Origin of the sequence: Mongoliibacter ruber (assembly GCF_003003005.1) — a bacterium.
GTDB classification, from domain to species: domain Bacteria; phylum Bacteroidota; class Bacteroidia; order Cytophagales; family Cyclobacteriaceae; genus Mongoliibacter; species Mongoliibacter ruber.
Map to the genome: position 1 here is coordinate 73,864 of NZ_PVTR01000013.1, position 14,284 is coordinate 88,147.

Genomic DNA, 14,284 nt, shown 5'->3' on the forward strand with positions numbered 1-14,284 from the left:
TTATGAATGATTTCACATCAAAACAGATTACCCTCTCAGCCGATAACCTTAGCATAGGCTATTCCAAAGACAACAACATTCTTGCTGTGGCTGATGGGCTTTCTTTTCGATTGGAAAGGGGTAAACTTACTTGTCTGATGGGGCCAAATGGGGTGGGTAAATCTACCCTTATCAAGACCATCATGAGGCAAACTCCTGTTTTGAAGGGAGAAATCATTTTGAATGGCATACCCATCATCAATGTGCCTTTAAAGGAGTTGTCCAAAAAGATTTCCGTGGTACTTACCGATAAAGTGAGTACGGGAAACCTGACGGCCGAACAGTTGATCAGTTTGGGTAGGATCCCTCATACTGCTTGGCTAGGAAATCTCAGTAATAGGGATGAAGCGATCATGGAGAGGGCCATAGAACTGACCAAAACTGACTATATCAGAAGCAAGAGGTTAAGTGAACTCAGTGACGGACAATTACAGAAGGTCATGATCGCCCGTGCCTTGTGTCAGGATGGGGAGATCTTGATTTTGGATGAACCTACTGCCCACCTTGACTTGGTCAACCGCTATGAAATCATGCACCTCTTGAAAGAAATTGCCCTCAAAGAACAAAAAGCCGTCTTAGTGGTCACCCATGACCTTGATATTGCAATTGATACAGCAGACACCTTTTGGTTGATGCAATGTGGATTCCCTTTGGAAAGCGGCACCCCAGAAGACTTGATTTTGCAAGGTAAATTAAACCGCTTGCTACCTGAAGGACATTTGGTTTTTGATGCCCAAAACGGAAAAGTACAAGAATCCAAGGTAATGGTGTTTCCAGAAATTAAAGGGGATCCTATAGCCGTGAAATGGGTGCAAAATGCCTTAAAAAAAACCGGACAAGACTTTTCGAAATCCAACCTTGAAATAGAAATCAAGTCTGAACCATTTCAAATTCTATTGAAAGAAGAAAAGAATATTTTTTATTTTTCTACCATAGGCGAATTGATCCAGCATTTGATTCAAGATCATAAGGTTTCATTAGAAGAAAATAGGCACTAAGACCCAAAGGCACTAAGAAAAAGAGCAAATCAATCGTGCCCTCGTGGCAAATAAACAAACCCTTTGTGCCTTCGTGCCTTCATGGCAAATAAACAAACCCTTGGTGCCTTCGTGCCTTCGTGGCAAATAAACAAACCCTTGGTGCCTTCGTGCCTTCGTGGCAAATAAACAAACCCTTTGTGCCTTCGTGCCTTCGTGGCAAATAAACAAACCCTTGGTATCTTCGTGCCTTCATGGCAAATAAACAAACCCTTTGTGTCTTCGTGCCTTCGTGGCAAATAAACAAACCCTTGGTGTCTTTGTGCCTTCGTGGCAAATAAACAAACCCTTGGTGTCTTCGTGCCCTCGTGGCAAATAAACAAACCCTTGGTGTCTTCGTGCCCTCGTGGCAAAAAAAACAAACATTCTACCTATAATTTCCCTCACTCCTTTTCAAGCCACCATCATTTTACCTATTTTTACCAACGCACTAACGACTTCTTTTTTTAACCATGGCTTATAATGATTCACGGCGTGCCGCATTCCGACTTTTCAAAAAACTTAAATTCGGTTGGATATGGGCCAGTTCCACTTTTATCGGAAACTTTGTCCTCGCATTCTTTATATCCTCTTTTTTCAATAACCTAGGTTATGCCGAAGACATCAATTATGTATTCTTCCTCAGCATCTTGGCTGTCGGCCTTTGGGTCACTGAAGCCATCCCTCCATTCGCGGTAGGGATATTTATCATCGCCGGATTATTGTTGGGCTTTGGGACGGAATTTATCCTCGGTGAAGAACACAAAACTCCTGTCGAGATGTACCTCGGCACCTGGACCAGCAATGTAATCTGGCTTTTGCTGGGAGGTTTTTTTCTAGCTGAGGGCATGAGTGTGGCCAACTTGGACAGGGCTTTGTTCCGCTTTACCATCAAAAAATTTGGATCTAACCCAAACCGACTCTTACTAGGCTTGATGATCACCACAGCGATTGGCTCAATGGTCATGTCCAATACAGCAACTACAGCCATGATGATTTCATCCATTTTGCCTCTGGCAAGGACAATGGGGAAAGGCTCGCCTTATGCAAAAGCCTTATTGGTAGGTATCCCCGCAGCGGCCACTCTAGGTGGTATGGGAACCATCATCGGCAGTACTCCGAATGCCATAGCGGTGGGTGCCTTACAGGAAAAAGGCGTCAATATCACCTTTGTAGAGTGGATGATTTTTGGTTTGCCAACGGCAATGGCAAGTGTTTATATTTTCTGGAGATTCTTGGTCAAAAGCCTCAAACTGTCGACCGTCAAACTCGACCTGACTGAAATGATGAACAAACCTTCAGCCAAAAACAGCTTTGAAACTTACGCAGTATTATTCACTTTGACAGTAACCGTTTCGATGTGGCTAACCGAACCGCTGCATGGGATACCCATCGCCGCCACTTCGGCCATCCCGATTGTCTTATTGACCTTGTTTCAAGTAATAAAAGCAGAAGATGTCAGAAGACTCCCATGGGATACCTTGATGCTAGTGGCAGGTGGATTGGCTTTGGGGATTGCAATGGTGGATGTAGGATTGACCGATATCATCATGGAGAAAATTTCCGCTTTACCGATACCAATGGTCGGCGTGGCTATTGTCTTTGCCATCATTGGCGTTTTAATTTCCAATATCATGAGCAATACAGCAGCCTCCTCCATTTTAGTCCCGCTGGGCTTGGCCTTACCGGGAATCTGGGGCTTTGCTGTGCCATTACTGGTCGCCTTGAGTTGCAGTTGTGCCCTGCTCCTGCCGGTGTCTACACCTTCCAACGCCATTTCTTTTAGTACAGGCATGATTGAACAGAAAAACTTCAGGCCAGGTGGAATCCTGATGATTTTCGTTGGCCCTTTATTGGCATTTGCAACAGTAATGATTTACGTCTTGATTTTTGGAGCTTAAATCACACTGCACCGACTGCTGTCTTCATTTTCTCCAAACCTGTTTTGGCAACCTCCAAAGCATCTTTTTCCCAATAGTCTTTATTGAAAAGTTCCAGTGACAAGACTTTCTTCCCTCCCATGTTTTTCAGGGTTTGGATGATTTCTTTCATTGGAGCAGCACCATCACCTGGATAAACCCTATCCTTGTCCTCCTGCTTCTCTCTTGGAATGGATGACACAAAATCATTCATGTGAAAAATATCAATCAGGTCACCGTTGAGCATTTTTAGTCCTTCATATCCTGAACCTCCACGAAAAAGATGGTAAACATCAGGTAAAATCTTGGCATCGGGATCATTGGCCACTGCCGCTACCATCAGAACTTGTCCCAAATGATGAAAATATGGAAAAGCACCCCAGAATTCTAATTGGGGCATCACTCCTGTTTTTCTGCCCAAATCCAACAAATCACGGTACCTTTCACCCGCTTGCATCAGATCTAGTGGTGCATCTACGCCAAAAGCAGGAGCAGCTACCCGGGTACATCCAATACCTGCCAACAATTGCATCTCTTCTTCCATTTGACGAAATCCCCCTTTTCTTTTTTCTTCATCATCCACCATCCAGGGAGCAAATCCAATGGCATTTTCGCATTTAAGACCAGCGTCATCCAAAAGTTTTTTGAGACTGCCAACTGAATTTCCCGCCTTTATATATTCCTGAATATCCCTCACCCAAAGCTCCACACCGGAATATCCGGCCCGAGAGGCAATATCTATGTATCCTTTCAGCCCAGGGTTCTGCCCCATAATGGTGCTTGTATTGAGGCAAAAAGAAAATTGTGTTTCTGGCAGTTTGGCTGAATGTGAGCTCAACAAGGCAGAACCCATCACGGCTCCTGTGCTGAAACCCAAGGCTTTGAGAGCATTTCGTCTTGAGGTCATTATATTTTAGGTAAATAGGTGTATTGAAAATTGATTTTTAGCTTTTCCCAAAAGAGAAAAGTGGAAAAACTAAATTACCGCATTCAATCCATTATTATCAACCACTTATATAAATATGAAGCTCAAAATTATCATCACCTAAATATTTTGTTAAATTGATTGCCTCAAACTGCCTATTGTAACCTATCCCATGAAAACCGCATTTTTTATTGCTTCTTGTCTTACTTCTTTCATTTCCTTTGGCTGGGCCCAAGGAGATTTTTCCTATCAACCCGCATACAGGGAAAATATAATACTTGACCAAGACATTGTCACAGGAGGCTATTATGTAGATCCTTCCAAAAACATAGAAGGTCACCCCTACTTTGAAAGTAGAAATTTTGAAAATGGAGAAATCGAAATAAATGGCCTTGTATACAGGGAGGTTCCCCTACTCTATGACATTTGGAATGATGAAATCCTGACTTTTCAACCTGTACACAAAAAGAAAATCCTGGTACGGGCGGACAAAGTTCAAAGCTTTGCCATTGGTGAAGACCAACCAAAAAGGTTTATCAGGATACCTGAAAACCCAGGCTACAATTTTCACAAAAACGGCATTTATGAACTTGTTAAAAAAGGAGAGGTAAGCCTTTTGGCCAAACATTACAAGCAAACCAAGGACAAAAGAGATGTGAGTAAATTTTCGGATGTCTTCTATGAAAAGAGGGATTACTTTTTGAAAAAGGACACCGAACTTCAATTGATCAGAACAAAAAAACAAGCCAGAGAATTTTTAAACTTAGACAAAAAGGCATTTCGAGAGGTCTTTAAAGGTCAAAGGATTAGCTTCAGAAATGAAAGAGAGCGCTACTTAAGTAAATTGGTTGATCACTATAATGGCAAACAACCATGAGGATGCGGAGTCTTTTGATGATTATTTTTCTTTTCCTCCTTGGGCAAAACTTATTTGCACAGGATGAAGCCCAGAGGTTCAATGCCATGTATCCCGGGATTACCTTCCCAAGGTTTGCTCGACTTATTGAGTCACAGAGTGATTACCACTTTTACTTTCTAGAGAAAGACATCGCTGATATCCAAGTCAACATCAGTGCTTCTGACAATACTTTGCCACAAATGCTTCAGGCCATTTTCGAAGGCACTGAGCTCAAGTTCAGTATAGATCAAGAGAAAAGGGTTTTTGTTAGTAAAAACCAAGCGTTGAGCGTGTCGTTACGTCCTGACTTTTTCACTTTTGCCCAAGAAGGCGATGGGGATGATGGCCTAGGTAGGCAAAAAGATATTGCTAGGGAGTTTTCCAGAAATAAACTGTATGTAATAGGAAGTCCAAGCACCAAAAAAGAAGCCGTTTTAAGAGGGAAAATAACAGGTTTGGACACTGGAGACCCTGTTTTTGGGGCGGTGATTTTTGAAAGGATAAACTACACCCGTGCCATTGCCAATGAAGAGGGTGAGTATGCTATTACCCTTCCTGTAGGGCGACATACGCTTTTCATCCAAAATCTGGGAGGCTTTATAGAACAAAGGCAAATCAGTCTCCAAGGTGATGGGCTTCTGGACATTTCGATAGAAGAGAACATCATTTCTTTGGATGAAGTCACGATCAGTTCTGAGAAAATGACAAATATCGCCCGACCTGAAATGGGCGTTCAATCACTCAATATCCAATCCATGCGCAAGCTCCCTGCAGTATTGGGAGAAGTGGATGTCATCCGCAGCATCTTGACCTTACCTGGAGTGCAGACTGTTGGAGAAGCCTCTGTAGGCTTCAATGTGCGCGGAGGTGCTGCCGATCAAAACCTGATTTTGATGAATCATGCCACCATTTACAACCCTTCTCACCTATTCGGTCTCTTTTCAGCCTTCAATCCGGACATGGTGGAATCAGTCGAATTATACAAAGCTGGAATTCCCGTACAATATGGCGGAAGGTTATCTTCTGTGCTTGAAGTCAACTCAAAATATGGGAATCCGGACAAAATCCAAGTCGCGGGCGGCATAGGCTTGATGACCAGCCGATTGACCGTAGAAGGCCCTATCGGTGAGAATACCACATTTATGATTGGGGGAAGGACGACCTACTCCGATTGGATTTTGGATCTCTTGGAAGAAAATACAGACTTCAATGATGCCAGGGCCTCATTTTATGACTTCAATTTCAATATCTCTCATCAATTGAATGAAAAAAATATCATCCGGCTGAATACCTATACCAGCAGGGATAACTTCCGATTTGATAGGGACACTACTTTTCTCTATGAAAACAGAAATATCAACTTGTCATGGACTCATTACCTCAATGAGAAAACAGAAGCAGAACTGGTAGTGGGAAGAGATATGTACAGTTTTGACATAGAAGGGCGGGACAACCCAAGCAATGCCTATGACTTTGGGTACAATATCCAGCAGGATTTTGCCAAAATCAACTTCAATTACGAATACAGCGATCAGCACAAACTCAATTTCGGGGTTCATAGCATCCGCTACAGGCTGCAGCCAGGGCGATTATCTCCCTCAGGTGAATCTTCCATCGTCATGGAAGAGGCCGTCAATCAGGAACAGGCTTTAGAAACTTCTTTTTTCATCGGAGATAATTTTGAAATAGATGACCGCTTGACTGTCAATTATGGCTTGCGATGGGCTATCTACAATTACCTTGGCCCAAATACAATCAGGGAATATCAAGATGGGCTTCCCATTTCTGCTCCAAACTTGATTGCAGAAAGGAATTTTGACGGAGGCAGTATCATCAATACTTACCATGGTCCAGAATTCCGGTTGTCAGCCAGATATATACTGGACAATATTTCTTCCATAAAAGCAGGGTACAACACAGGACGACAGTTTATCCACCTGATCACCAACAATGCTGCTATAGCCCCTACCGATATCTGGAAATTGAGCGATCCCAACATCAATCCTCAATGGGGAGATCAATTGTCAATTGGTTACTACAGAAATTTAAAGATCGATAAGTATGAATTTTCTGTAGAAGCCTACCATAGAAATCTCAGAAATCTGATTGATTTTCGCTCTGGTGCCACTTTGATTTTGAACAATGCAGTGGAACAGGATGTACTTCGTACAGATGGAAGGGCCTATGGAGCTGAGTTTTTATTGAAAAAAAACACAGGAAAACTCAATGGCTGGGTGAGTTATACCTATTCCAGGTCTTTGCTGAGAACTGCGGATGATGAATTGGCCGAAAAAATCAACGGAGGCAATTGGTACCCTAGCAATTTTGATCAGCCTCATAATGCTGTACTTGTGGGCAACTATGAATGGAGCAAGCGCTTCAGCACCTCCATCAATGCCAATTATAGCACAGGTCGCCCCATAACATTACCTACCGCTCAATTCAATTATGGAGGCAATGAGCGGGTGTATTTCTCTGATCGGAATGCTTACCGCATACCAGACTACTTCAGGATTGACCTTTCTGTAAACTTAGAAGGTAACCATAAAGTCAGAAAATTGGCACATAGTTCATGGTCCGTAGGTGTGTATAATCTTTTGGGGAGAAGAAATCCGTATTCTGTTTATTTCACTCCTGTCAATGGCGTTTTGGAAGGTTTTCAGCTTTCTATTTTCGCCCAACCTATTCCTTTCATTACTTACAATTTCAGAATATGAGGGTAAATAACATCCTATACCGCTACTGCCTTTTTTCCCTATTGATTGTCTTGGGGTGTAGAGATCCATTTGAACCTGAAATAGTGAGTCAAGACTTGGCCCTTTTGGTCGTAGAAGGCTACATTGAAATCGACGGTGATTCAGAAATCATCCTGAGCCGGACCTCTACAGTCAGGGACACTTCCAATGTCCGAATGGTCACAGGAGCCAGGGTTTATGTCAGTCCAGAATCAGGTAACTCTTTTTGGGACTTTGATGAGGCAGAAGATCTAAATGGGCATTATTCATTCACAGGCAACTTTGAAGCAAACCAAAATTATTACCTCAATATATTACTCCCAAATGGACAAATGTATCAATCTGAGCTACTGACTCCGGTGATCACACCCGAAATAGAGGAATTGGGTTGGCTTCGGGATGATGGTGGCGTAGAAATTTTTGTCAGTACCCAAGGTGATACTGATGCAAAGTATTTCCTCTGGAGCTTCAATGAGGATTGGATTTTTTTTCCGGGGGTATCCTCGTTTTTGATTTATGAAGATGGCGGCGTGAGGGCAAGAACAGAGGAAGAAAGAGTGGACAGGTGTTGGGATGCTACAAGACAACCTAGGATAGTTTTGCAAAACTCAGCGAGATTTGAGGGCAACCTTATCGTAGAAAGGGAATTGGTCAGGATACCACCCCTTTCAGAAAAGTTGCAACGTCGCTACAGCATTGAAGTCATTCAAAGGGCAATTGACCAAGATGCCTTTGATTTTTGGGAGATTTTGAGAAAAAATTCTGATGACATAGGTGGAATCTTCAGTCCATTGCCTTCATTGATCGGAGGTAATATCCATTCTATCGAAGGCAACAGTGAAGAAAATGTGATTGGCCATATCAGCATGGGACGCTCGGCAAGAAAACGAATCTATATCGACGGAACGGATGTTTTTCCTTGGAGAGTAGAGATCCCTGAGTATGAATTTTGCAACCTGAGTCAAGACACCATAGCTGTAAATCTTGCCAGCAGCCGCTTCCGCTCAGGACTTGAGATCCCTGCACGTGAAGTGTTTCAAGATTTCTTTTTGATTGGTTATAGGAGCGGTAGTCGTGCATGTGTGGATTGCACCCTTAGAGGATCGAATGTAAGACCTGATTTTTGGGAGGATTGATATGAAAAAATTAATATTTGCATGCTTCTTCTTACTTCTGGCACTCAGCGTTGAGGCGCAATCATTGCCTCAAGAAGCTGTCTATGCACACCTCTCCAAAGACATAGCGGCTACAGGTGAATCAATACACTTCAAGGTCTTCATAAGAGCCAATTCACAATACTCCGATTCAAAAATCGCATACGTGGAATTGATTGACCGCACCTACCAACCTGTTTTGCAGGTTATTTTCCCTTTGGAAGATGGACAGAGTGAAAATTACCTAGACATTCCGACAAATCTCCAATCTGACCATTACTTATTCAGGGTTTACACGAGAATCAGCCCATACTTGGGTGACTTGGGCGTTTACAACCAATTCATCACTATTATCAATCCTGAAGCTCCACCTTCAGTAGAATCGGCCTCAGCAAAGCCTTTTTCTTTCCCCTCTTCTTCAAGTAAAACTCCTCAATTCAACCTTCAACCTATTGGGACAAACAGTTCGTTTGAAATCCAACAAAACCTACTTCCACAAGCGCCCAAAACTACACTTTCCATTTCACTCAAAAACCCATACCTAACAGAAACGTCAAGAGGATATTTCCACAGCGAAATCTATCAGAACACCAATGCTCCAAAAAGATTAATACCAGAACCCTTTGGGCATATTGTATATGCACGTACGATGGATACTGATATTGATACTACAGAAACATATTTTCTATCCTCACATGGCAAACAATCGGTTTTGAATTCCTCAAAACCTTCCCTAGGTGGTGATCTGTTTTTTGAATTGGGGGCATTGAAAGAATATGACTTCCTGATTGCCCAATCATCTAACCAAGACAAGCAATTGGACTTTTCTCCACAATCTCCTTTTGCCAATCTGAGTTTCAAGAATGAATTCAACTTCCCTCCTTTGGTTTTGGAGGAAAAAGACAAAGCATTTTTGCAACAGGTTATTCTTGCAGGTAGGACAGGTAGTTATTTTTTTGAGGAAGAAAAAAATGAGTTTATGCCAATTGCAACGGGTTTTGTGGCAGACAAAATCTATAAATTGGACGATTACACTAGATTTGAAAATATAGAAGTTACCCTCAAAGAATACGTCCCTGAAGTTTTGGTAAGGCGTCAACAAAGAAAAATGATACTAAAAGTACAGGACAAACCTCTGGCGGCGGTATTTGAGGAGAATCCTTTGGTTTTGATTGATGCCATGCCTGTGTTTGACGTTGATCGATTGGGGAAATTCGACCCCCAAAAAATTGAAAAGTTGGAAGTCTTATCGCGGGAGTTTTTTTTAAACAAAGACCGATTTGCCGGAGTGGTCAGCTTTATTTCCTTTGAAAATGATTTTGGAGGTTTTGACCTACCTGAAAACTCTCTTTACCTGAACTATTGGACCATTCAGGCTGGCAAGAAATATATGTCTCCACACTTGGTCCAGCAACCTGTTTCACCCAATATTCCTGATTTCAGGACCACTTTATATTGGGACACGGATTTTCATAAAGCAGCCGAAAGTCTCTTCTACACGTCTCATACATCAGGAAAATATGAGATGAAGCAATCTTTCATAAATGAAAAAGGTGATTGGCAATTGCAAATTGGGGAGTTTTCAGTTGGAGATTGATTGTCTGGTAAATCGTAAATGATTCTTCATCACCCTTTTCCTCCATCCAGACCTTCAGGGTTTTGAAATCCCCAAAGGTCAGGGACTGCCAACCTTTGAGGTCTTTTTCTGACCTCGAAGGTTTTTCTGTTGGTAATAGCAAAAACAATAAAAGGCCTATTTAATTGAAAGACCTTCGGGGCTTTGGAAACCCCAAAGGTCAGGGACTGCCAACCTTTGAGGTCTTTTTCTGACCTCGAAGGTTTTTCTGTTGGGGATAGCAAAAACAATAAAAGGCCTATTTAATTGAAAGACCTTCAGGGTTTTGGAATCCCCAAAGGTCAGGGACTGCCAACCTTTGAGGTCTTTTTCTGACCTCGAAGGTTTTTCTGTTGGGGATAGCAAAAACAATAAAAGGCCTATTTAATTGAAAGACCTTCGGGGTTTTGGAATCCCCAAAGGTCAGGGACTGCCAACCTTTGAGGTCTTTTTCTGACCTCGAAGGTTTTTCTGTTGGGGATAGCAAAAACAATAAAAGGCCTCTTTAATTGAATCACCTTCAGAGTTTTGGAAACCCCAAAGGTCAGGGACTGCCAACCTTTGAGGTCTTTTTCTGAACTCGAAGGTTTTTCTGTTGGGAATAGCAGAAACAATAAAAGGCCTCTTTAATTAAAAGACCTTCAGGGTTTTTGAAACCCCAAAGGTCAATATCAACCCATTTTAATTCTTGTTTCTTGTCTCTAAATTTTCGCTTCTCGGCTCTTTATCCTTTACCTCTCATCCCTGTTTTTGGCGGAAAGCTTTCTTCTCTATTGACCATCATTCTGCCAAAAACAAAAAACATAAACATTTCAAAATCCTAGGGTTAAAACCCTAGGCTATTATATCGGTCACCCCTGCGGGGCTTGGCTAAAATCGCTTTATTCAAGAACAAGTCTGGAAATATATGATTTGTGAAGAAAGATTTACGAGGGTCACTTGTTAGACCTCTGTTTTTCATTGTATTGATTCTTGTATCTAACCTCTCACATCACCTTTTTTATCCATCTCTCCAGACCTTCAGGGTTTTGAAATCCCCAAAGGTCAGGGACTGCCAACCTTTGAGGTCTTTTTCTGACCTCGAAGGTTTTTGTGTTGGGAATAGCAGAAACAATAAAAGGCCTCTTTAATTGAAAGACCTTCGGGGTTTTGGAAACCCCAAAGGTCAATATCAACCCATTTTAATTCTTGTCTCTTGTTTCTAAACTTCTTCCTCCTTTCCTCCCAGACTTCTACAATGGCAGCTTATACTCCTTAAACCTATTCCCTTCCCTAACATAAATCACATACTCATTTTGCGAAGCTACATGACGCAAATCAATGGTCCCTGTCCCACCGAGTGGTCTGGAATTGAGCAATTCACCCTTGAGGTTATAGAGAAATATAAATTCTTGATCTCTGTCCACAACCACGAAAATATTCCTATCCGCACCGAAAGAGAAGAGCTGGAAAGTTAAATTTTCGGAGAAAATATCTACAACAAATAGCTCCTTACCATCAGGATTGAGGGCAGTTACTTTATTGAATTCATGGACTGTAAAAAGATACCTGTCATCTTTTTGATCCTTGACCAAATTGAATTTGCTTTCCCTATCAGGTCTTTCGAGCTGATTTCTGAATGCCACTTCGCCTCGTAGATTGGTGTGCACAATTTCACCATCGGAAGTAATGGTTACCACTCGGGTATCTCTTGCGCTACCTCTTTCAACTAGGATGTAATCAGAATCAACTGCATTCCCAAGTCTAATTGGCGATCCCAGTTCGGCTTCTCCTCTCCTACTGAAGAAATACAATTCTCCGTTTGTAGCCAAACCAAGCATCCTATCCCCAACACCAGCAATTCTATGGTGCGCGGGCTTAGTAGCCAAAGGAGCATTTATTTTCAAAGGATTCCAACCATCCAGTCCTTTACCCACTCTATCCAAAAGGAATAAATTACCTGATTCAGTACCTAAGAAATACCTGTAATCCCTATCGTTATTGTAATCTACCAAGTTGAGATGGGTGATCAGGTCACCTTCTGTGGGTTTTACAGGGAAGCCCTGTACCAAACTCCCAAGCCTGTCAACAATATAAACCTGCTCGGAAGTCGCAAATAGCATTTGAAGCTTACCATTTCGGAAGTAATCCACCTGATAAATCTGAGAAACTATTTTGCTATCTAATTCAAGGGAAAAAACAGGTTCACCGTCTGAACTCAACAGGTGGAGCACATTTTCGGTGTCCTGCACTACAAACTCGGTACTTCTATCTACAAAATTCTGAATACTTCTAGGCCCATAGACCAACATGTTTTCAAATTGTACTGACCTATTTTCACTCAAAACTACATCAGCAATTGCTTTGATTGGTTGTGGGTTGTACCCGAACTCAAGGTTTACCTGACTCCCTTTGTCTTGTTGCCTGACCTGCATCGTCATCAGATCTATAGATGTCAGTTGAGGTGCATATTTTTGGAAAAATGCTTTCCAGTTAGGAGAGCTTACCTCTACAAGGGAGCTGTAAAATTTCGGGATATTTATGGTAAAATTAAATCCCACGTTAGGGGAAATGCTTTCCAACATATTTTTGAAGGATACGGATTTCCCCCATGTATTGTCATTGAAGTAATCATCTAAATAGATTTTCATTGCCTTGCTGCTATTGGCAAAGATCAGATAGTCATCCAAAGCAGTAATATAAGTGTCAGGAAAACCTACAAATTTCCCTTCAAACAGGTGGGCAGGAAACTCCTCAGCTACGACCACAAAAATCTCCTGATCTCTGTAATAGTCTACAGGCACCAGCGATATATCCATTTTATCCAAACCGCTGTTGAATTCCTTCAGTAACTTAATTTGTTGCTCCGGAGATTCTGTATTGATCAAGAGAATTCTATCCTGCTGCTCTGTACCTGATAATTCAAAAAGCATATACCCTAATTCTCCGGTTAGGTCTTCCAAAAAACCCCTTTGGATCAGGTTTTTATCAACATCTCCTTTCAGTGTGCTTTTGAATTGGAACCCTACATCCTGAATACCCTTCAATTGCCTGGGGCTTTTCAGGTTATAGTTAAAATAAACCGACGTCCTATTACTCACGAATTGGTTTACTCCTCTTCCTTGAACCCCTGTTTTATGAGAAAAATCCACTTCTTTCCCATCCACAAAAACTGCCAAACCATCCAAAATGATTTTTTCGTCAGAAAATTTCAACTCAAGATTTGCAGCTACATTACTTCTTCCAAAACTTTTGATCATATCCAAATCCTGATCTCTGGAAATGCCTTCTGCCAACCTGGCAAACCCCTGACTTGAAACTCTAACAATACCCAATCCCTTTGTTTTTGGTTGAGCATCAAACAATTCCTTATACCTGGATTTGAAATTATCTATTCCGCTATTTTGAGAATACCTGATAGCCTCTTCTACCAAAAATGAAGTATAGCTGATGATGAGCACATTGTTTATCAGTGTATAGCTCAGATTTCTTTCTAAGTCAAGGCTTTGAAATTCCTTGATGGTTACATTACTGTAGTTTCGGGTATTGATTTGGGAAAGTGGTGGAATTTTACTTTCGAGATTTTCCAGAAATTCGAAGTCAGTTCCTGATCCCAATGCGATGGCATATAAAAAATCAAACTCTTCCTTCCCGATAGGATGCATGGATAAGACGAACTGATTGCCCCTGAGTGCCTTTTCCATCTCACCTTCTTGACCAAACAAACTATCTAACAGCTGTAATTGGTTTGCCGCATTTTGCAATGAAGGCATATCAGACATCCTGTCCCAAAAAGGCTGAGACATCAATTGATTCCAAGCAAATACCGGCTGCTCAGTTTCAAATACAAAAACAGCATCTGGTGCTATCAACTCCAAAGCGGATTTGTTGGAAAACTGATAATATTTTTGATAAATGTAAAATCCTCCACCCGCTACTCCAGCTAGGATGAATATAATCAACAGAACCCTTATTACTCTCACAGACCTTGCAAACTTGTTATG

At 41.7% G+C, this 14,284-nt stretch carries 9 protein-coding genes; 6 read left to right on the plus strand and 3 right to left on the minus strand.

Features of this window, described 5'->3' with window-relative positions; all coding sequences use genetic code 11:
- Positions 1 to 2 precede the first annotated feature (2 nt).
- Together CLW00_RS18220 and CLW00_RS18225 are read left to right on the plus strand one after the other, a co-directional pair.
- Positions 3 to 1,037: an ABC transporter ATP-binding protein gene (locus CLW00_RS18220; protein WP_106135136.1), complete on the plus strand. Its 1,035-nt coding sequence runs from the start codon at positions 3 to 5 to the stop codon at positions 1,035 to 1,037.
- 491 nt (positions 1,038 to 1,528) lie between these two features.
- A complete protein-coding gene (locus CLW00_RS18225) occupies positions 1,529 to 2,956 on the plus strand; it encodes an SLC13 family permease (protein WP_106135137.1) in 1,428 nt (475 codons plus the stop codon).
- 1 nt (position 2,957) lies between these two features.
- Here the strand turns inward: CLW00_RS18225 and CLW00_RS18230 are convergent, their stop codons facing one another.
- Positions 2,958 to 3,881 carry a sugar phosphate isomerase/epimerase family protein gene (locus CLW00_RS18230; protein WP_106135138.1) on the minus strand — a complete coding sequence of 308 codons (924 nt, stop codon included), beginning with the start codon at positions 3,879 to 3,881 and terminating at the stop codon, positions 2,958 to 2,960.
- Between the two features lie 190 nt (positions 3,882 to 4,071).
- Between CLW00_RS18230 and CLW00_RS18235 the strand changes: the two genes are divergently transcribed.
- Genes CLW00_RS18235 through CLW00_RS18250 form a run of 4 tightly spaced genes read left to right on the plus strand, consistent with a single transcriptional unit; the run spans position 4,072 to position 10,283 of the window.
- Positions 4,072 to 4,776: a hypothetical protein gene (locus CLW00_RS18235; protein WP_106135139.1), complete on the plus strand. Its 705-nt coding sequence runs from the start codon at positions 4,072 to 4,074 to the stop codon at positions 4,774 to 4,776.
- Positions 4,773 to 7,514 (plus strand): TonB-dependent receptor plug domain-containing protein, encoded by a 2,742-nt coding sequence (locus CLW00_RS18240; RefSeq protein WP_106135140.1) that lies wholly within the window; start codon positions 4,773 to 4,775, stop codon positions 7,512 to 7,514. Before CLW00_RS18235 ends, CLW00_RS18240 begins: the two co-directional genes overlap by 4 nt.
- Positions 7,511 to 8,668, plus strand: a complete 1,158-nt coding sequence (locus tag CLW00_RS18245) for a DUF4249 domain-containing protein (RefSeq protein ID WP_106135141.1) — start codon at positions 7,511 to 7,513, stop codon at positions 8,666 to 8,668. The genes CLW00_RS18240 and CLW00_RS18245 overlap by 4 nt, the downstream gene beginning before the upstream one ends.
- A 1-nt stretch (position 8,669) precedes the next feature.
- Complete coding sequence (locus CLW00_RS18250; RefSeq protein ID WP_106135142.1) at positions 8,670 to 10,283, plus strand: hypothetical protein; 1,614 nt, start codon at positions 8,670 to 8,672, stop codon at positions 10,281 to 10,283.
- A gap of 29 nt (positions 10,284 to 10,312) precedes the next feature.
- Here CLW00_RS18250 and CLW00_RS18255 read toward each other — a convergent pair whose 3' ends face one another.
- Both CLW00_RS18255 and CLW00_RS18270 read right to left on the minus strand, forming a co-directional pair.
- Positions 10,313 to 10,552, minus strand: coding sequence for a hypothetical protein (locus tag CLW00_RS18255; protein ID WP_106135143.1), 240 nt, complete (start codon positions 10,550 to 10,552; stop codon positions 10,313 to 10,315).
- A gap of 981 nt (positions 10,553 to 11,533) precedes the next feature.
- The gene (locus CLW00_RS18270) at positions 11,534 to 14,263 is read right to left on the minus strand and encodes a hypothetical protein (RefSeq protein ID WP_106135146.1); all 2,730 of its coding nucleotides are present in this window, start codon (positions 14,261 to 14,263) and stop codon (positions 11,534 to 11,536) included.
- Positions 14,264 to 14,284 lie beyond the last annotated feature (21 nt).